Annotated in this window: 17 protein-coding genes; 9 read left to right on the forward strand and 8 right to left on the reverse strand. The window is 65.9% G+C overall.

Annotated elements, in window-relative coordinates:
* Nucleotides 1-65 precede the first annotated feature (65 nt).
* Nucleotides 66-674 (reverse strand): septation protein A, encoded by a 609-nt coding sequence (locus ACTIFF_RS07115; protein WP_439536207.1) that lies wholly within the window; start codon nucleotides 672-674, stop codon nucleotides 66-68.
* A gap of 219 nt (nucleotides 675-893) precedes the next feature.
* Here ACTIFF_RS07115 and ACTIFF_RS07120 point away from each other — a divergent pair, with 219 nt between their 5' ends.
* The 4 genes from ACTIFF_RS07120 (at nucleotide 894) to ACTIFF_RS07135 (ending at nucleotide 3,707) form a co-directional block, all read left to right on the forward strand.
* The gene (locus ACTIFF_RS07120; RefSeq protein ID WP_069040239.1) at nucleotides 894-1,172 is read left to right on the forward strand and encodes an HU family DNA-binding protein; all 279 of its coding nucleotides are present in this window, start codon (nucleotides 894-896) and stop codon (nucleotides 1,170-1,172) included.
* Between the two features lie 234 nt (nucleotides 1,173-1,406).
* On the forward strand, nucleotides 1,407-2,180 hold the full coding sequence (gene yaaA, locus ACTIFF_RS07125) for a peroxide stress protein YaaA (protein ID WP_439536208.1): 774 nt from the start codon (nucleotides 1,407-1,409) through the stop codon (nucleotides 2,178-2,180).
* 42 nt (nucleotides 2,181-2,222) lie between these two features.
* Entirely contained in the window at nucleotides 2,223-2,813 is a 591-nt protein-coding gene (locus tag ACTIFF_RS07130; RefSeq protein WP_069040241.1) for a hypothetical protein, read from the forward strand.
* Nucleotides 2,814-2,825: 12 nt separating this feature from the next.
* Nucleotides 2,826-3,707, forward strand: a complete 882-nt coding sequence (locus tag ACTIFF_RS07135) for a dienelactone hydrolase family protein (RefSeq protein ID WP_439536209.1) — start codon at nucleotides 2,826-2,828, stop codon at nucleotides 3,705-3,707.
* A 31-nt stretch (nucleotides 3,708-3,738) separates the two neighbouring features.
* Here the strand turns inward: ACTIFF_RS07135 and ybiB (ACTIFF_RS07140) are convergent, their stop codons facing one another.
* The 5 genes from ybiB (ACTIFF_RS07140) to nirB all read right to left on the reverse strand — a co-directional run bounded on the left by ybiB (ACTIFF_RS07140) (nucleotide 3,739) and on the right by nirB (nucleotide 10,896).
* A complete protein-coding gene (gene ybiB / locus ACTIFF_RS07140) occupies nucleotides 3,739-4,716 on the reverse strand; it encodes a DNA-binding protein YbiB (protein ID WP_439536210.1) in 978 nt (325 codons plus the stop codon).
* A 71-nt stretch (nucleotides 4,717-4,787) separates the two neighbouring features.
* Nucleotides 4,788-7,517, reverse strand: coding sequence for a nitrate reductase (locus ACTIFF_RS07145; RefSeq protein ID WP_439536211.1), 2,730 nt, complete (start codon nucleotides 7,515-7,517; stop codon nucleotides 4,788-4,790).
* 163 nt (nucleotides 7,518-7,680) lie between these two features.
* Entirely contained in the window at nucleotides 7,681-7,863 is a 183-nt protein-coding gene (locus tag ACTIFF_RS07150; RefSeq protein WP_439536212.1) for a hypothetical protein, read from the reverse strand.
* A gap of 125 nt (nucleotides 7,864-7,988) precedes the next feature.
* A complete protein-coding gene (nirD, locus tag ACTIFF_RS07155; protein ID WP_439536213.1) occupies nucleotides 7,989-8,306 on the reverse strand; it encodes a nitrite reductase small subunit NirD in 318 nt (105 codons plus the stop codon).
* A 121-nt stretch (nucleotides 8,307-8,427) separates the two neighbouring features.
* The gene (gene nirB / locus ACTIFF_RS07160; RefSeq protein WP_439536214.1) at nucleotides 8,428-10,896 is read right to left on the reverse strand and encodes a nitrite reductase large subunit NirB; all 2,469 of its coding nucleotides are present in this window, start codon (nucleotides 10,894-10,896) and stop codon (nucleotides 8,428-8,430) included.
* A gap of 673 nt (nucleotides 10,897-11,569) precedes the next feature.
* On the opposite strand from nirB, the gene ACTIFF_RS07165 reads away from it, so the two are divergent.
* Together ACTIFF_RS07165 and ACTIFF_RS07170 are read left to right on the forward strand one after the other, a co-directional pair.
* Nucleotides 11,570-11,788, forward strand: a complete 219-nt coding sequence (locus tag ACTIFF_RS07165; protein WP_439536215.1) for a hypothetical protein — start codon at nucleotides 11,570-11,572, stop codon at nucleotides 11,786-11,788.
* A 26-nt stretch (nucleotides 11,789-11,814) separates the two neighbouring features.
* Nucleotides 11,815-13,302: a methyl-accepting chemotaxis protein gene (locus ACTIFF_RS07170; protein WP_439536216.1), complete on the forward strand. Its 1,488-nt coding sequence runs from the start codon at nucleotides 11,815-11,817 to the stop codon at nucleotides 13,300-13,302.
* On the opposite strand, the gene ybiB (ACTIFF_RS07175) is transcribed toward ACTIFF_RS07170, so the two are convergent.
* Nucleotides 13,289-14,233, reverse strand: coding sequence for a DNA-binding protein YbiB (ybiB, locus tag ACTIFF_RS07175; RefSeq protein WP_439536217.1), 945 nt, complete (start codon nucleotides 14,231-14,233; stop codon nucleotides 13,289-13,291). The two genes, ACTIFF_RS07170 and ybiB (ACTIFF_RS07175), sit on opposite strands and share 14 nt — an antisense overlap.
* Nucleotides 14,234-14,268: 35 nt before the next feature.
* Here ybiB (ACTIFF_RS07175) and ACTIFF_RS07180 point away from each other — a divergent pair, with 35 nt between their 5' ends.
* The 3 genes from ACTIFF_RS07180 to ACTIFF_RS07190 are packed head-to-tail and all read left to right on the forward strand — an operon-like array spanning nucleotide 14,269 to nucleotide 18,145.
* Nucleotides 14,269-15,219: an NAD(P)-dependent oxidoreductase gene (locus tag ACTIFF_RS07180; RefSeq protein ID WP_439536373.1), complete on the forward strand. Its 951-nt coding sequence runs from the start codon at nucleotides 14,269-14,271 to the stop codon at nucleotides 15,217-15,219.
* Complete coding sequence (locus ACTIFF_RS07185) at nucleotides 15,216-16,085, forward strand: NAD(P)-dependent oxidoreductase (protein WP_439536218.1); 870 nt, start codon at nucleotides 15,216-15,218, stop codon at nucleotides 16,083-16,085. The genes ACTIFF_RS07180 and ACTIFF_RS07185 overlap by 4 nt, the downstream gene beginning before the upstream one ends.
* Nucleotides 16,086-16,099: 14 nt before the next feature.
* A complete protein-coding gene (locus ACTIFF_RS07190; protein WP_439536219.1) occupies nucleotides 16,100-18,145 on the forward strand; it encodes a sensor histidine kinase in 2,046 nt (681 codons plus the stop codon).
* Nucleotides 18,146-18,190: 45 nt separating this feature from the next.
* Here the strand turns inward: ACTIFF_RS07190 and ACTIFF_RS07195 are convergent, their stop codons facing one another.
* Entirely contained in the window at nucleotides 18,191-19,396 is a 1,206-nt protein-coding gene (locus ACTIFF_RS07195) for a phospholipase A (protein ID WP_439536220.1), read from the reverse strand.
* Between the last annotated feature and the right edge of the window lie 47 nt (nucleotides 19,397-19,443).

Raw genomic sequence — 19,443 nt, forward strand, 5'->3', positions numbered from 1 at the left:
GTGGAATCGGCAATGTGGGGGACAGGATCGGGCAGTCTGGATCTGAAATATCGGATCGGACGGGATCAGGAATTTTTCTCGTCAACGTGACGCGACAGCATCGCTCCCTGCGCGAGCACGAACAGGAACATGAGACCCATGCCGCCGTAGAGCTTGAAATCCACCCAGGTTTCCTCGCTGAAACTGAAGGCAACATAAAGATTCAGCACGCCCATGATGGCGAAGAATCCGATCCAGGACAGGTTGAGCCGCGTCCATACGGCTTCAGGGAGTTCGATCTGTGCCTGCATCAGGCTTCGGATCAGGTTGCGTTTCAGGAACAGCGCCGCGCCGGCCAGCGTACCCGCGAACAACCAGTACAACACGGTCGGTTTCCATTTGATGAAGGTCGCGTCGTGAAACAGCAGGGTCGCACCGCCGAACACGACGATGATGCCCAGACTGACCCAGAGCATGATTTCGACCTTGCGGCCGCGCGCCATGAGCCACAGCACCTGCCCTATCGTCGCAATGATCGCCACGGCGGTGGCGATCAGTATCGGACCCTGCGTGACGGCGATGCCGTCGCCCAGCACCTGGGTGACCAGCGAATGAGACGCCTCGGGCGACGCGTTGGCGAATTTGTAGGCTGCAAAGAACAGCAGGACCGGCAGCAGATCGAACAGAAATTTCATGGTCGCGGATTATGCCCCTCGGGCACCCGGGTGTCCAACCGGATCGGCGTGTGTAGGCCAAACCGGGCATGGAACTGGCTTGGCGAAGAAAAAGTCGCTACAGGGCGCGCAAATTCATGAAGAAAGTCTGCATAGCCGCTTGTGGAGCGCGCTGCGCCTCACTATCATCGCTGCAGGTTTTCCCGCGCGCATTTGCGTATAACGAAGAAGGAGACTTAGATGAACAAAGCAGAACTGATCGAAGCACTCGCCAAGAAAGCTGACGTTTCCAAAGCCGCAGCAGGTCGTCTGCTCGACGGTTTTCTCGAATCCGTCACGACCGAACTGAAGAAGGGTGGGAAAGTGACCCTGGTCGGTTTCGGTACCTTTGCCACCGGCAAGCGTGCCGCCCGCACCGGCCGTAATCCGCGCACTGGCGCCACGATCAAGATTCCTGCTGCCAAGACTGCAAAGTTCACTGCAGGCGCCGCGCTGAAGAAGTCGATCAACAAGAAGTAACCGGTTTCCTTTCCCGGGGCCGAGGCGAATCCGCAGCCCCGGACGAACTGTCCGGCATGACCCAGGAAGTGCATGCTTGCCCGGCAGGAACAACGGAGGTGTCCGCATTGCGGCGCCTCCGTTTTCATTGGGCGTCCCACTTGACGCGGCACGCAGCCGGCGCGTCCCTGCCGACGCGCCGTGGTTCGACGACCACGCTACCATCACGGGATCAACACTGTCTGCGTCACGCCCATGATCATCGTCCTGTCTCCCGCCAAATCGCTCGACTACGAATCCCCCTTGCCCGCTGCCCATGCAACGCGGCCCGATTTCCTTGATCGATCGGCCGCGCTGGTGGATATCCTGAAGCGCAAAAGTCCGGCCGACATCGCATCGCTGATGAGCGTTTCCGATCCGCTGGCCGCGCTGAATGCCGCGCGCTATGCCGACTGGACGCCGGACTACGACGCTCCGCGCGCGCGCCCGGCCGCGCTGGCGTTCAACGGCGACGTCTACGACGGACTCGACGCCCGCTCGCTCGACCCGGCCGGACTTGACTGGCTGCAGCAGCATGTACGCATCCTGTCCGGCCTGTACGGGGTGCTGCGCCCGCTCGACCTGATGTTGCCCTACCGGCTGGAAATGGGGACTCGACTGGTCAATCCGTCGGGCAGGGATCTGTATGCGTTCTGGGGCGATCTGCCTGCGCAGGCGCTCAACGCTCTGCTGGAGAACGATTCGCGGCCGGTACTGGTCAACCTCGCCAGCGACGAGTACTTCAAGTCCGTGAAGCGCAAGACGCTGAAGGCGGAGGTGATCCAGCCGGTGTTCCAGGACGGGAAGGGCGGCACCTACAAGGTGATCAGCTTTTTCGCCAAACGCGCGCGTGGCCTGATGGCACGCTACGCCGCCGACCATCGCATCGATGACGTTGAGGCGTTGCGGGACTTTGCCGTCGACGGCTACGCATTCGACGGCAAGGCGTCGTCGGACACGCAGTGGATCTACAGAAGAAGCCTCGCCTGAGGCCAGAAAAAAACGCAGTACCCATCACGAGGAGATCTGACCATGACCCGCCAACAACATCTGCTGACGGCACTTGCCGCGACGTTCTGCCTGCTCGGCGCGAGCGCCGGTTCGGCTGCGCAGGACAACCAGTCCGACCGGTTTTTCCGCGAATGCCGGGCTGCGTGGGCCGACAACAACATCGGTCTGGCCGATGAGCTCTGCTACAAGGCGCTGATGCACCCGGACGTGAACGCGATCACCCCGGATGCCAAGTCGCAGCGCCTGTACAACTATGCACAACTGAAGCGCATGCTCGGCAACTGGGAAGGTGCGGAGGAGCTGTTGCGCGAATCGCTGACCATCGAGGAAAAGCGAGCCGGCAGTGCCCCGGACCTCCCGCTGGCCCGTCGCCTCGCCGAACTGTCGATCGCCTGCGCCGCGCAGAACAAGTGGTCCGAAGGCATCGACATGATCGAGCGTCTGTACCCGGTGGCCGGCCAGTTCCAGGGCGGCGAGCGCGCGGCGATCAGCGAACTGTTCCGCAACTATGTGCCGCAGGTGGCGACCGCCGGCAAGATGGACCTGGCGCGCCAGCTGAACGAGTTCTCCGACTCGGTGCCGGCACGCGAGCCCGGCTTCATCAATCGCTGAGGAGGGCTGGCCGTGGATTCGAGTGCAGCAAAACCCGCAAGCGGCCTGCCGGGCGATCCGGAACGGCGCGACTTCCTGCGTACCGCAACGGTGGCCGGTTTCGCGCTGGCCGCTCAGCCGGTGATGGCGCAGCAGATCATCACGACGCCCGCGACAGGTCTGGACACCGGCATGGCCGAGGTCGGTACCGCCGATGCGCAGAAGCTGCCGGTCTATTTCGCCCGCCCGGCCGCCACGCCGAAGCCCCCGGTGGTGCTGGTGGTGCAGGAAATCTTCGGCGTGCACGAACATATCCGTGATGTCTGCCGACGCTTTGCCCGGGCCGGTTACTTCGCGATCGCGCCCGAGCTGTACTTTCGCCAGGGCGATCCGTCGAAGATCAGCAGCGTGCCGGAAATACTCGAACGCATCGTGTCGCGCGTCGGCGATGCGCAGGTGATGAGCGATCTCGACAGCTGCGTCGCCTGGGCCGCGCAGTCCGGCGGCGATGCGGCCCGTCTGGCGGCGACCGGCTTCTGCTGGGGCGGCCGCATCACCTGGCTGTATGCCGCGCATCAGCCCGCGCTGCGCGCCGGTGTGGCGTGGTACGGCAAGCTTGACGGTCTGCCGGGTGAGCTCACGCCGAACCACCCGATCGATCTGGCCGACGCGCTCAAGGCGCCGGTGCTCGGTCTGTACGGCGGCAAGGATCAGGGCATTCCGACCAGCGACGTCGACGCCATGCGCGATGCGCTGACGAAGTCACCTGCCGATGCGGCGCGCCGCTCGGACATCGTGCTGTATCCGGAGGCACCGCACGGTTTTCATGCCGACTTCCGGCCGAGCTATCGCGAAGTCGACGCCAGGGACGGCTGGCAGCGCTGCCTGGCCTGGATGGCCGCCAACGGCGCCTGACGCCGTGCGACCGGGGCCCGGTCGTCGAGCCTCAGTGGGCCGAGTGCGGTGTTGCGTGCGCCAGCCCGAGTGAAACGGTGGCCTTGGCGTGCGTCAGGTCGCGCGCTGAACCGCTGCCGAACAGGCAGGCCGCCACCTGGTTGAGCAGCGGTTGCGGGATGGCGCGGTGGCCTTCCAGCATTTCACGTATGCAGTCGCTGGTGGCCTCGATGTCTTCCGCCGGTGGCAGCGGATTGACCAGTTGAGGGGTGCCGATTTCCGCTTCGAACAGCGTGCGGGCGGTCTGGTGTTCGAACATCTGTATGCGCGGACGACGCATCGGGTCGGCAAATGAATCGTCATCGGGCGCGCGCATGAGCAGCGCACGTTCCGGTGTGCGCAGGAACATGTCGTGCAGTCGCGACAACAGTTGGGGGTCGGCCACGCAGATGACACGCAGGCTGCGCAGCGGCGCCGGATCGAGCAGTTTGGCCACGACGTGTGCCGTGTTTCGGTTCCCCATGCGATCCCGCAAGCGGATCAGGCTGTCGAGCGAGGGGCTGAGCATTTCGGTCGGTACCACCGCACAGCGCCCTGAATTCAGTGTGGTCTGCGCGTCGGCCAGACTGCTGCAGGGCGCATGGCCAAGTCGTTCGAATACGTCGATGCTGCCCGCCCGCGTACCATGGCCCACCAGACCATGCACCAGCACGGGCACTTCGAGACGCGCCAGCATCAGCGCAAGCAGCGGCATCAGGTTGGGTGCCCGGCCGGCACGCGAGTAGCTCGGAATGACCACCATGCGAGGCCGATGCTGCGGCAGTTCGATGACCGGAACGCGTTCGTTGAGCGCGCGCGCGAAGCCGGCCAGTTCGTCGGCCGATTCGTTCTTCCAGCGCAGGCTGGCCAGCACCGCACCGAGCTCGAGCGCCGGTATGCGGCCGTCGAGCATGTCGGCGAACAGGCCGTAAGCCTCTTCTTCCGCCAGATCCCGGCCGTCTTCGCCGCCGCGGCCGAGCGCGGACAACATGTCTGTCAGGGTCTGTTGGCTCAACATCGCAGCGATCGCTCCATGCTCATGTTCGTCTCCTCGAAATATTGTTATGCCGCCTGCCTTCGTGCATCCAGCATGCGTTTCAACTCGGGTACGCAGGACCCGCACGAGGTGCCGCAACGCAAGGTGTGTTGTAGCGACACCAGATCCGCCCCGGCGTCGATGGCCCGCGCGATGTCGGGCTCCGCCACGTCGAGGCAGTTGCACACGATGCGTCCGCGTGTGGCGGTGGCCACCGGCGGCGTGACCAGCGGCGCAAAAAGCCAGCGCCGCAGGTCGGTCGTCGGCTGGCGGCCGGTCATCACGTCGCGCAGCCAGCCGGCTGCAGCGGTTTCGCCGGTCAGCCGGATGCCGGTCAGCAGACCGTCCTCGATCAGCGCACGCTTCGTGATGTCGCGTCGTGCGTCGCGATAGACCAGGCAGGCCGGGTTGTCGAGCGCACAGATGCCATCGATGTCGGCCAGCCATTCGTCCGGAATCGGCGTGTCGTGCGCGATGCGCAGCACCAGCACCGGGCGCTCGCGGCCGGCCAGCGACAGCGCGGCGTAGGCAAAGCGCGCCAGTAACGGGGCGAGCGCTTCCGACCGTTGCAGCGCGGCACTGACGGCGGCCTCGTCGCTGGCTTCGGTGCGCAGCAGCAGCGCCTGATGCGGCAGATCGGCGCGGGCGATCTGAACGGCCGCGTGTTTGAGTTCGGGCTGTTTCGAGTACGGGTCGGTCCGGCCTGCGGTGAGCGCATTGGCGCCGCTGTTCGAAAGCGTGTTGCGTCCCCAGTGCATCGCGACGAAGGCGCTGCCCGGTCGCTGGGCCGCGCTGGCGTGGGCGCGCAGCACGATGTGGCCACGTCGGCTCCGGATGCGTACCAGGTCGCCGTCGGCCAGACCGCGGCGCGCCAGATCATCGGCGTGCACCTCGATGCGCGGCTCGTCGACATGGCTGTACAGCTGCGCCACCTGACCGGTGCGGCTCATGCAGTGCCATTGGTCGCGCAGGCGGCCGGTATTCAGGTGCAGCGGAAAGCGTGCATCGATCTTTTCCGCCGTGGTGGTGGTGACCGGTACAACAAAGCGTGCCCGGCCGTCCGGGGTCGCGAATTTGCGCTCGGTATAGAGGCGTGCCAAGCCGGCATCGGCGCCCGCGGGGAAGGGCCACTGCTGCGGACCGAGCCGGTCGAGCAGGGCGTAGCTCAGGCCGGTGATGTCGAGGTCGCGTCCGCGCGTGGTTCCGGCGTGCTCGTCGAACAGCTGTTCCACCGTGTCGTAAGGGAACAGACTCATCGCGTCGCGGCCGAGCCGGGGCGCGAGCGCGTGTGCGAAATCGCAGGCGATGCGCCAGTCGGCGCGCGCTTCGCCCGGTGCCGGCAGTGCCGCGTTCACATGCGTGATGCGCCGTTCCGAATTGGTGACGGTGCCTTCCTTTTCGCCCCAGGTGGTCGCCGGCAGCAGCAGATCGGCGAAGGCGGCTGTTTCGGTGCTGCGGCAGGCGTCCTGGACGACGACGAATTCAGCCGCCTGCAGCGCTTCGGTGATCAGCGCCTGATCGGGCATCGAATGCGCCGGATTGGTACAGGCGATCCAGATCGCCTTCACCTGGCCACTGCGCACGCCCTCGAACAGTTCGACCGCGGTCAGGCCGGGTTGCGCCGGTACGTCATCGATGCCCCAAAGCCGGGCGACTTCGGCCCGGTGTACCGGGTTGGCGAGGTCCCGGTGGCCGGACAGCAGGTTGGCCATGCCGCCGACTTCTCGTCCGCCCATCGCATTGGGCTGACCGGTCAGCGAGAACGGACCGGCCCCCGGGCGGCCGATCTGGCCGGTGGCCAGATGCAGCGCGATGAGCGCCGTGCCGTTGTGCGTGCCGTGATGCGACTGGTTCAGGCCCTGACACCACATCGACATCGCCGCCTTCGCAGAACCGAACCACTGCGCGGCGGTGACGATGTCTTCGGCGCGCAGGCCGCATATTTCCGCGGCCACCGCCGGCGTCACGTCGCGCACGTGCCTGCGCAGTGCGTCGAAGCCTTCGGTGTGTGCGCGAATGAAGGCGTCGTCGGCGTGACCTTCCCACAGCAGCACGTGCAGCATGGCGTTGAACAGCCAGACATCGGTGCCGGGCAGCAGCGGCAGATGCAGGTCGGCATCGGATGCGGTGTCGGTGCGGCGCGGGTCGATGACGATCACCTTCAACGCCGGATTGGCGCGCCGCGCGTCCTCGATGCGGCGATAGACGATGGGGTGGGCGTAGGCCGGGTTGCCGCCGGCGATCAGCAGGCAGTCGGTGTGGTCGATGTCTTCGTAGGCGCAGGGCGGGGCGTCGGCCCCGAGCGTCATCTTGTAGGCCGACACGGCCGAACTCATGCACAGGCGTGAATTGGTGTCGACATTGTTGGTGCCGATCAGTCCCTTGGCCAGCTTGTTGAAGGCGTAGTAATCCTCGGTCAGCAGCTGGCCGGAAATGTAGAAGGCGACGGCATCCGGGCCGTGCGCATCGATGATGGCCGCAAACCGGTCGGCGGCATGGTCGAGCGCAGCATCCCAGCCCACGCGCGTGCGCGGCGCATCGCGGCCAAGGCGCAGTTCCGGATGCAGGGCGCGCGTTTCCGGACGCGCGCTGAGGTGCAGCGTGGCGCCCTTGGTGCACAGCCGGCCGAAATTCGCCGGATGCTCGGGGTCTCCGCGCACACCGCTGATACGGCTGCCGTCGTGTTCGATGATCACGCCGCACCCGACACCGCAGTAACAGCAGGTCGAGCGGGTTTCGTGTCGGGTGTCGGTCATTATTGTCTCCGCCAGACATTTAGCAAGGCTTATGCCACGTTGTTGAAGGCCGGTTTGCGCGCCTGGGTGAGCGCTTTTGCCGCGAAGCTGCACGCATGCGCTCCTTCGCGGGGCGCGCTGAATGGTGCATGCATGCCACTGGTGCGCCTGGTTCGCACTGTGCTCAGGCGGCAAACAGCGTGGGCGTGTGGCCGGCCTTGAAAAAGTGCTTTACCGCCCATCGGTGGATGACCTCCCCGTCATCGGTTCGGCCTTTGCGCGTCGTTGCGGACAGCCATTGTTCGGGATCGCTGTGAATGAAATGGGTGAGCCGCTGAACATCGCTCCGCGGTGCATCGGTAATCATGTGCAGGTTGGGGGGAGCGCAGCGATGCCCAACATGCCGATGCCACGCCGTGCGCTGCGCATCGAGCTCTTGTCGGGCATCGCTGCGCTCACCCCAACCTGCGGGGTTACGTGCCGTAAGGGTTGTCAGGCCTTCAGCAGCACCTGTCCCTGTTCGACCTTCACTTCGAAGCTGCGCGTACAGCCGACGTCCGGTGCGATGGCATCGCCCGAATCGAGCTGGATTTTCCAGCCGTGCAGCGGGCAGGTGACGGTGTTGCCATGCACGATGCCCTGCGACAGCGGCCCGCCCTTGTGCGGACACTTGTCGTGCACCGCGAACACCATCTCGTCATTGCGGAAGATGGCGATGTCGCCGGTGTCGCTGCGTACGACGCGCGAGCCCAGGTGAGGAATGTCTTCGAGCGCGCAGACCGGCGCCCAGGTGGAGGTTTCGGTGCTCATGAGGGTTCCTGTTTGTGTATCTGGAGGGGCTAGGGGTCAGGGGCTGGGGGCCAGGGAAAACGCGCTACTTTGCCGCGCGAGGGCGGCGCCAGCTGCTAGCCCCTAATCCCTAGCACCTGGATCAAGCCTTCATCGCCTGCCGGATGGCGATGGTGCGGAATTCGCGGCCCAGTTCCGACTTCGCATCGGCCTGCGCGCGTTCCAGCCAGGGGTCCTGGTAGTCCTGCAGCGCGAACAGCAGGCGTTCGTAAAGCGCCCGGCGGTTTTCGGCGTCGTCGACCACCTTGCCCTTCACGTAGTCGAGGCCGACGCGGTCGATGTAATGCACCGTGCGTTCGAGGTACCAGCCTTCTTCGCGATAGAGCTGCAGGAAGGCGCCGGAGTACTCCATCACCTCGTCGTCGCTGGTCACCTTGCAGAAGAACTGCGCAACCTCGGTCTTGATGCCGCCATTGCCGGCGACATAGATTTCGTAGCCGGATTCCACACCGATGACGCCCACGTCCTTGATGCCGGCTTCGGCGCAGTTGCGCGGGCAGCCGGACACGGCGAGCTTCACCTTGTGCGGGCTGTACATGCCGAACAGCATCTTCTCCAGCTTGACGCCCAGACCCATCGACAGCTGGGTGCCGAAGCGGCAGTGCTCGGCGCCGACGCAGGTCTTCACGGTGCGCAGGCTCTTGCCGTAGGCGTGACCGGACACCATGCCGGCCTGTGCGAGGTCGGCCCACATGGCGGGCAGGTCGTCCTTCTTGACGCCCAGCAGGTCGATGCGCTGGCCGCCGGTCACCTTGACGGTCGGCACCTTGTACTTTTCCGCAGCGTCGGCGATGGCGCGCAGTTCGTTCGGCGTGGTGAGCCCGCCCCACATGCGCGGTACCACCGAATAGGTGCCGTCCTTCTGGATGTTGGCGTGCGCGCGCTCGTTGATGTAGCGGCTCTGCGGATCGTCCTTCGCCTCGTGCGGCCAGCTCGACTGCACGTAGTAGTTGAGCGCCGGGCGGCATGACGCACAGCCGTTCGGCGTCTTCCACTGCAGTTCGCGCATCACGGTCGGTATGTCGATGTAATGGCGGTCGCGGATCGCTGCGCGCACATCACCGTGGTTCATGTCGGTACAGCCGCACATCGGCTTCGAGGTGGAGCTGGCCGGCGTGTAGGCGCCGCCGATGCACGAGGCAAGGATCTGTTCGACCAGTCCGGTGCATGAACCGCAAGAACTCGACGCCTTGGTGTGCTTGCGCACGTCGTCCAGCGAAAACAGGCCCTTTTCCTTGATCGCCTTGACGATGGTGCCCTTGCATACGCCATTGCAGCCGCACACTTCGGCCGTGTCCGGCATCGAGGCGGCCTGCGTCTGACCCTTGTGGCCGACGTCGCCCAGATGGTTCTGGCCGAACATCAGGTGGTCGCGCACCGCGTGGATGTCCTGGCCGTCCTTGATCAGCTGGAAGTACCAGGCGCCATCCGCCGTGTCGCCATACAGGCAGGCGCCGACCAGACGTTCGCCTTCCAGTACGAGCCGCTTGTAGACGCCGCCCGACGGGTCGTGCAGCACGATGTCATCGCAGCCCGGGCCGCCGGTGAAGTTGCCGGCGGAAAATACGTCGATGCCGGTCACCTTCAGCTTGGTCGAGGTGACCGAACCCTTGTAGGTGCCGATGCCGTACTGCGCGAGGTGGTTGGCGCACACCTTGGCCTGTTCGAACAGCGGCGCGACCAGGCCGTAGGCGATGCCGCGGTGACTGACGCATTCGCCGACCGCGTAGATCTTCGGGTCGTAGGTCTGCATCGTGTCGTTGGCGACGATGCCGCGGTTGCAGTGGATGCCGGCCGATTCGGCCAGCGTGGTGTTCGGGCGGATGCCGGCGGCCATCACGACCAGATCGGCGGGAATCGTCTCGCCGCTCTTGAAGCGCACGGCCGACACGCGGCCATCCGGTCCGGCGATCAGCGACTCGGTCTGTTTCTCCAGCAGGAAGGCCAGGCCCTTCTTTTCCAGCGAGGCCTGCAGCATGTCGGCCGATGGCCGGTCGAGCTGGCGTTCCATGATCCATGCGCCCAGATGCACCACGGTGACGTGCATGCCGCGCAGCGCAAGGCCGTTGGCCGCCTCCAGTCCGAGCAGGCCAGCACCGATCACGACCGCGTGCCGGTGGTTCGCAGCCGCTTCGATCATCGCGTCGGTATCGGCGATGTCGCGATACGCGATCACGCCCGGCAGGTCTTTGCCCGACACCGGCAGGATGAAGGGATTGGAACCGGTCGCCAGCAGCAGGCGGTCGTATTCGGCTTCGGTGCCGTCTTCGGCCACCACCTTGCGCGCGATGCGGTCGATCTTCACGACCTTCTTGCCCGCGTGCAGCGTGATGCCGTTGTCGCGGTACCAGTCCCAGTCGTTCAGGATGATGTCCTGCACCGTCATTTCGCCGGCCAGCACCGGCGACAGCAGGATGCGGTTGTAGTTGGGATGCGGCTCGGCGCCGAACACCGTGATGTCGTACATCCCCGGTGCGATCTTGATCAGCTCTTCCAGCGTGCGACAGCCCGCCATCCCATTGCCCACCATCACAAGACGTTTCTTTTGCATTGTCCGATTCCTGCAGAAAACCGACCGCAAATCGTGCGGTCTGCGATCCCGACGCGGCGCCGCACATCACGGGCCGCCATTTCCGGACCGCGAGGACGTGCAAACACCCGCGCCTGCAACATTGCTGGCACCGTCGGGCATTTCGTCTATCAGGGCCGGATCACGCCGGCCAGCGATTTTTCTGCCGGTGGAAACCCCGCGTTGGGCGTCCGAACCGGTTACTGCGAGATTGCGATGGGGGCCGCTGGACGTCCCATCGCACGATCGATCGGCACCGATCCTGCCCGGATACGGTGCGTGGCTGGTGCGGGCAAAGCCGCTGTTTCGAGTTCCGGCCTGTTTCGATCGTCCCGCACCAGCCCGCGCGCGATGCGGCGTTGCATCGTGTGTGCGCGGGTTGTTCCGGAAGGTGCCGGCAGTTGCGCCGTGCAGCAGCCTTCTCGAATGTGCGGGTTCGATTCAGACCCTTCGCGTGTCTGCCGCGTCATGCAGTCCAGACTCGTCGGTAATCCAATAGCAAGAAATTTGCCAGTTGATCACGTGCTGTGGGGCTTGCAGCACCGCCTTGCAAAGCGCGGATTTAAATAGGGTTATTGGCCTTCGGAACTATCGCAGGCCCCGCTCCGCGCGAGGCGCAAAATTTTTATGCACGATTTTGGTGCATAAGGTTCTGATGCACAAGGTTCTGGTGCAGGTGCGTAAAGGAAAAATTCCCGATGCCGTTAAGCCTTGCATGAGTGGCCCTGCGAGCGTCAATACACACCTTCGCGGCAGCACGCGCCGACACGTGATTGCCTGGTGCCTGCTGGCTGGCTGGCTGCTCTCGGCCGGCGGCATCCTGCTGACGCACATGCAGCTGAACCCTGCCGGCGTTTGCATTACGCGAAGCTGAATTCCCGCAAATCACCGGAGCCCGAAATGAATGACCAGATACTCCATTCCTCGAACGTCAGCGCCGACAAGGTCATGCTCGCGTCGGCCAGTCTCGGCACGCTCGTGTGCATTACAATCGGCGCCACGAGCGGCCATCTGCTGACCTCGTTGCTGGTGGGCGTTCCGGCCAGTCTGATCCCCTTCGCGCTCTACAAGCTTCTGCCGGGGTCGCTTGTTTCGAGACTGGCGTGCGCCAGTTCGTTCATGGTGCTGGCGGCACTCTTGATCCAGATCACCGGCGGCCTGGCCGAAGCGCACTTCAGCATCTTCGTGCTCCTCGCCTTTCTGCTTTATTACCGCGACTGGAGGCCCGTCGTCATGGCGGCCGCTCTGATCGCGGTGCATCACCTTGTCTTCAACTTCATGCAGGCGGCCGGTCTGGGCGTATCCGTCTTCAGCGACGGCGCCAGTTTCAACACGGTTCTGGTGCACGCCGCCTTCGTCGTCGTCGAGGCGGGCCTGCTCGTTTACATGTCGGTCGGCCTGCGCCGGGAAGCCATACAGGCGGCCCGTGTAGGCGAGGCCGCCGAACGTATCGGGTCGGGCGATCTGGCGTCGGCCATCGTGCCCGACGCCGGCATGCCGCTGCTGGCCAAGATGGAAAGCATGCGCAACCGGCTGGCCCAGACCGTCAGTCTGCTCGTGACCGAGTCGGCCAGTGCGCAGAAGGTGGCCGACGCGATGCTGGTGAATGCAGAGAACGTGACGGCAGCGACCGGCCAGCAAAGCGAGGCGACGCAGCGCATGGCGTCGGCGGTGCAGGAACTGACAGCATCGATCCAGCAGATTGCGCAGAACGCAGAGGACGCGAGCGACCGCGTTCAGCGCAGCGGGCAATCAGCCGATCGTGGTGTGGCCGTGATGGACGAACTCGCCGGCGAAATACGTCAGACAGGCACGGCGATTCTCGAGGTCGAAACCAGCATGCAGCAGATCGGCGCACAGTTCGAGAGCGTGAAAGCCATCGTTGCCCTGATCAAGGATATTGCGGATCAGACCAATCTGCTCGCGCTCAATGCGGCCATCGAGGCGGCTCGGGCTGGCGAACAGGGCCGAGGTTTTGCAGTGGTGGCAGACGAAGTGCGAAAGCTCGCGGAACGCACGCGTCTGGCAACGGAAGATATCGCGCGCACGGTCGTCAGCATGCAGGCGAGCAAGGACTGTGCGCTGTCCAGCGTGGCCAACACGGTGAGCACCGCGAAACGCGGTGTTGACCGGGTGGGGGAAGTCGGCGTGTCGATTGCATCTGTCTCGACTGACATCAGTGAAATGATGTCCATCGTGATCGGCATTTCAGAATCGATGAAGGAGCAGACTCAGGCGGCTGCGGATATCGCGGCAGGGGTCGAACAGGTTGCCGCTCTGGCGGACAGCACGGCATCCACCGCAGCGGAAGACCGCGCCACCGCGGCACAGCTGAACACCATGGCGCAGGCGCTGGTCGCCGCGGGCAGTCAGTTCAGGGTGCGTTGAGCACCTCGCTTCCCAGGGGCGCAGTTGCCAGCGTCAGGCAGGCCTCGAACTGGGCGCGCAGCGGCTCCGGCAACGGCAGCCGTCCATGCAAAAGATCGGACACCTGACGTGCATTGGCCTCGGCCTCTATGCCGTCTTCGGGCTGGGTCGGCGCGGCGCCTGCGCCCTGCGCATCGCAAAGCACCCGTACCTCGCCATCGAAGAAGCCGGTCATCGATGGCCGGCGCGCCGGATTGGCATAGGCCTCGCCTTCGGTACCACGCAACAGCATCGAACGGCCGCCATCCAGACGCAGGAATTGCGTCATCTTGTCCAGATATTCCGGATGGGTCACCGGCACGACGCGCACGCTGCGCCCGGGCAGCGGATCGATCATCTTGGTCATCGAATGCGCCGAATTGCGCACGCCCAGCTGCGGCCGCAACGACAGCAGCGCATCCAGCCCCGGACTGAGTTTTGCAACCTGGATGCAGGCGATGCGCCGGTGCGCGAGCAGTTCGCCGGCGTGTGCGGCGCTGTCGGCCAGCGGCAGGTCGAGCGCGGCAAGCAGCGCAAACGGATCGGCCCGGCTGTCGAAGTCGAAGTGGCCGTGGATCAGCACCGGCACCCCTTCGCGCGCCAGCATCATGGCGAGCAGCGGCATCAGGTTGGGGCGGCGGCGCGCGCCGTTGTAGGTCGGCAGCACCACGGTGCGCGGGCCGGACGGTGCGCCGACGCGGGTCAGGCGCGCGTCGAGCGCCGCCTTGAATCCCAGCAGTTCATCCAGTGATTCGCTCTTGATGCGCATCGCCAGCACGATGGCGCCCAGCTGCAGCGGCGGTACGCGACCGTCGAGCATGTCGCCGAACAGGGCCTGTGCATCGTCGCGCGACAGCGCGCGCGCGCCCTTGGCGCCGCGGCCGATTTCCTTGATCTGTTTCGTGTAGTCCATGGGCCGGATTATGCCCGCGCGGGCGGCGCGGCCTGCTGCGTTATAGTCGGCAGTCCCTGCAGCGCCGGTACAGGCGCGCACAACGCATCGAGGAGAAAAGAATGAAGATTGGTTTCATCGGACTGGGACTGATGGGGCGGCCGATGGCCGGCCACCTAGCCGCGGGCGGCCACAGCCTGCACCTGTGGGCACGTCGGCCGGAGTCGCTGGCGCCGTTCCGCGACAGCGGTGCCACATTGCACACGTCGATCGCCGATGTGGCGCGCGAGGCCGACATCGTGTTTTCGATGGTCGCCGACGCACCTGACGTCGAAGCGGTCGCGCTCGGCCCGCAGGGCGTTGCCGAGGGCGCAGCCGGACGCGCCGATCTGATCTTCGTCGACATGAGCACCATCGCGCCCGACGCTGCGCGTTCGATCGCCGCGCGGCTGGCGGCCAAGGGCGTGGCGATGATCGACGCGCCGGTATCGGGTGGCGAAGTCGGCGCCATCAACGCGGCGCTCACCATCATGGCCGGCGGACCGCAGCCCGCCTTCGACCGGGTGCTGCCGCTGTTCCAGCTGATGGGCAAGAACGTGACGCGGGTCGGCGACAGCGGTGCCGGACAGGTGGCCAAGGCCTGCAACCAGATCCTCACCGGCGTCGGCGTGCTGGCGCTGGCCGAAGCCTTTGCCTTCGCCGAAAAGAGCGGTGTCGACGCGGCACGCGTGCGCGAAGCGCTGCTCGGCGGCTTCGCCTACAGCCGCATCCTGGAGAACCACGGCCAGCGCATGCTCGACCGCAATTTCAAGCCGGGCTTCAAGTCCTGGATGCACCAGAAGGATCTGCGCATCGTGATGAACGAGGCGCACCAGATGGGTTTGGCGCTGCCCGCCGCCGCCGCGGCGGCGCAGATGCTCAATGCCATGGTCGGCCAGGGGCTGGGCGAGGAAGATTCGATCGCCGTGCTCAAGGTGCTGGAAGGTCTTGGCGGCATCGAAGGATGAAGGCCGGCTTCATCGGCCTCGGCGCGATGGGGCGCGCAATGGCCGCCAATCTGCTGCGCGCCGGCCATGACGTCGCCGTGTGGGCGCGGCGCGCCGAGTCGATGGCGCCGCTGGTCGCACTCGGCGCGCGTGCGGCCGAATCGCCAGCGGACTGCGCGCGCGGCGCCGATGCCGTGCTGTGCGTGGTGACGGCGGGACCGGACGTGCGTCAGGTCGCGCTCGGTGCCGACGGCGTGATCGAAGGCGCGCCGCCCGGCTGCGTCTTCATCGACCACAGCACGATTCCGCCCTCCACCGCGCGCGACATCGCCGATGCGCTGGCCCGACGCAGCATCGACATGCTCGATGCGCCGGTGTCCGGCGGCGAACGGGGCGCAATCGACGCCAGCCTGTCCATCATGGCGGGCGGCGATGCGGCGGTGTTCGAGCGGATGCGGCCGCTGCTGTCGTCGGTCGGCCGCACGCTGGTGCATGTCGGGCCGAACGGTGCCGGCCAGGTCGCCAAGGCGTGCAACCAGCTTCTGCTGTGCGCCTTCATCGAAGCGGCCGCCGAGGCGGCGCGGCTGGCCCGCGCCAATGGCGTCGATTTCGGCACGGTGCGCGAGGCGGTGATGCACGGTTCGGCGGCCTCCAGGGCGCTCGACCTGTTTGGTGGAAAGATGGCTGCGCGCGATTTCTCGGCCGGCGTGCAGGCTCGCCTGCACCACAAGGACATGGGCATCGTGCTCGGCGAGGCGGCCGCGCTCGGCCTCGCGATGCCCCTGTCCGCTGCGGTATGGCAGCAACTCAATGCGCTGATGGGGCAGGGCGGCGCGACGCGCGATACCTCGGCGCTGCTGACCGTGCTCGAGGCATCGCCCGCCTGACGGCGCCTCGCCCGATGCGATTGCTTTCCGCTCTGCGAGGGGGTTCGGTCCGCGCGCGCCTGCTGCTGCTGGTGCTCGCGCCGCCCTTGCTGATGCTGCCGCTGCTGATCGGCCTGGTCGTGTACTGGGGCAATTCGGCGTACGACCGGTTGCTTGTATACAAGGTGAATGCGGAACTGACGATCGCCCGTCAGTACCTTGACCGGGTGCTCGAAGCGCAGAAGCTGGCGGTGGCAGGACTGGCCGGATCGGGCCGTTTGCGCAGCGCCATGGGCGACGACGCGACGCTGGGCGCCATGCTGGCGCAGCAGGCCACGTCGCGCCGCTTCGACTACCTGCATCTGCTCGACGATGCGGGCCGCGTCATTGCCAGTTCCACCGACGAAGCCGGTCCGCATCGTACGCAGCCCGGCGATGCGCCGCGCAGCCATTGGCCGGTGGTCGCTGCGGCGCTGGCCGGTGAAGCGGAGGTGGCCCTGTCCATCTTCGGCGCGGCGGAGCTCGAACAGATCGGCCCGCCGCTGCGCGAGCGGGCCCGCCTGGCCATCGTGCCCACCGAAAACGCCCGCCCTGACCCACGCACCGAAGAAGAGCGCGGCATGATGATTCATGTCGCCAGTCCGGTGGTCGACGCCCAGGGGCGACAGATCGCGGTGCTCGAAGGCGGCCAGCTGCTGAACCGCAACCTCGACTTCGGCGATACGATCAACGATCTGGTCTACAACGACGGCGCGCTGCCGCTCGGGTCGCGCGGCACCGCCACGCTGTTTCTCGACGACGTGCGCATCGCCACCAATGTGCGCATGTTCGGCGGTGACCGCGCGCTGGGCACGCGCGTGTCGGCAGCGGTGCGCCACCGCGTGCTCGACAACGGCGAGCGCTGGCTCGACCGTGCCTTCGTCGTGAACGACTGGTATGTGTCCGGCTACGAGCCGGTGGTCGACGGCGAAGGGCGGCGCGTCGGCATGCTCTATGTCGGTTTTCTCGAAGCACCGTTCCGCGACGTGAAGCAGAACATCCTCGCGGCACTGATCGCACTGTTCGCGCTCATCGTGGCCACCGGGGTCGTGCTGTCGCTGCGCGGCGCGCGCAGCATTTTCCGGCCGATCGAGCGCATGGATGCCACGATCAGCGCGGTCGAGCAGGGCGACCCCGCGGCGCGCACCGGCGCGGTGTCCGGTGGCGAGGAAGTGGCCCGTCTGGCGGCCCACCTCGACACCCTGCTCGACACCGTGGCGGCGCGCGAGGCGGAACTGAAACAGCTCAATGCCGAACTGGACCACAAGGTGGTCGAGCGCACGGCGGAACTGCGCGAAACCCAGCGCCAGCTGGTCCGCTCGGAAAAACTGGCGGCGATCGGCCAGCTGACGGCCGGCGTGGCGCACGAAATCAACAATCCGATCGCCGTCATGCAGGGCAATCTGGACCTGATGCGCGATCTGCTGGGCGATGCCGCCAGCGGCGTCGCAACCGAAATCCGCCTGCTCGACGAACAGATCAACCGCATCCGGCTGATCGTCACGAAGCTGCTGCAATACGCGCGGCCAGGTGAATTCGCCGGCTACATCGACGAGGTGGACGTGTCGGCGCTGCTGCGCGACACGCTGCCGCTGGTGCTGCATCAGGTCCCGGCACCGGCGGTCGACATCGTGTTCGATCTGCAGGCAAGGACGCGCGTGCGCATCAACCGCGACGAACTGCAGCAGGTGCTGGTCAACCTGATGGTCAATGCGCTGCACGCCATGCCCGACGGCGGCACGCTGACGCTGGCCAGTCGCGACCGGGACGAACCCGCCGGAGCGGGGCTTGGTGCCGACATCCTGGTCCGCGACACGGGCCACGGCATTGCGGCGGAGAATCTGGGTCGCGTGTTCGACCCGTTCTTCACGACCAAGCGCGCCGAAGGTACCGGTCTCGGTCTGTCCGTGTCACTCGGCCTGGTCGAGCGCTATGGCGGCAGCATCACGGTGAGCAGCACGCCGGGCGAAGGCAGCTGTTTCACCGTGCATCTGCTGGCCGAGCCGGTGTTCCGCGGCAGCGATGGCGTGCCGCACGCCTGACGTGCACCGGATGAGTTGGCTGTGCCCGTCCGCCGCAGGACACGCTTACCGAACGATCGAAAAACCGACCCGGAACTGGGCCGGGCCGCTGCGGTTGTAGTCGACCAGGCTTTCGCCATAGCCATTGAAGTACTGGAAGTGCAGGAAGCCGCCGGCGCCCGCATCTGCAATCAGCAAACGCTTGAGCCGGTACGACAGGTCGATCTGCAGCGAACCCTGGCTGCCCGGATAGCTTTCGGCCTTGAGCAGCCAGCCGTCGTCGTTGCCCACCTCGACGCCGAGCAGCGCATAGCCGCGATAGCGCGAAATGTCGCGGTTGGTCGGGTCGCGGTCGGTGTAGTCGAATACCTTCAGCGAGGCGCCGACATGGGTGTTGTGGTCAAGGTCCCAGCGCCATGACGGCTTGACGAACAAGGTGTCGATCGAGCGGGATTCGTCGGCGTCGCGACCGTTGGACTGATGTTCGTAACCGGCCTGCGCGGTGAAGGTGTGGCGCGAGCCGATCTGCCTGTACGGACCGAATTCGTAGAAGAAGCTCGGCTTGTAGACCGTGTCGCGGAAGGGCTTGGAATCGCTGCTCCAGTCCCAGATCGACGTTTGCGTATAGCCGAAATGCAGGCCGGTCAGCAGTTCGCCGACCGGAATTTCGGTCGCCCAGCCGTCCGGGTCGAACAGCCGGAACTTGAATGACAGCTGAAAGCGCCCGGTCGTGTCGCCGCGCGAACCGGCCACGAAATAGACCGGCTCGTGGGTGGACAGACCGAGCCGGTTGCGGCCGAGGTTCACGACACCGACCGGTTCGGCCGAGGCGGCATCTCCGTTCGCGGCCTTGACCGCGGCCGGCGTCGTGACGGCCACGGCACCGGCTGCCAGCGGCGCCGGCTTCAATTGCACCAGCAGCACGCTGGACGCTGCGCTGGTCAGTTCGATGCGGCCGGTGCCTTCGAGATCGGTCGGAAAGACCGCGGCGTACTCGCGCCGGCCGGCCTCGGCCGGGGCGCTGGCGCGCAACGCGACGTCGGCTGCCCGCACGCCGACGATGACACGGGCCTTCAGATCGTCAGGCAGCGTTTCGCCGGCTGTGGAGATCACTGTCAGCGTCAGCGGCAGTCCCGGCTCGATCTGCGTCTGGCGCGTGGCCAGCAGCAGATCTGCCTGGGCGGGCAGGGTGGTCAGTGCCGCAAGCAGCCCGGCCAGCAGACCGTTGGTGCGTCGGGCCAGGGAAAAACGGGGTCGGGAAGTGCTGTGCATGGGAAAGCTCCGTGGAAGACCGCGCGATTGTGCGCTCTCCCGCCTGC

Source organism: Methyloversatilis sp. (assembly GCF_051861465.1).
In the GTDB taxonomy this organism is placed as follows: domain Bacteria; phylum Pseudomonadota; class Gammaproteobacteria; order Burkholderiales; family Rhodocyclaceae; genus Methyloversatilis.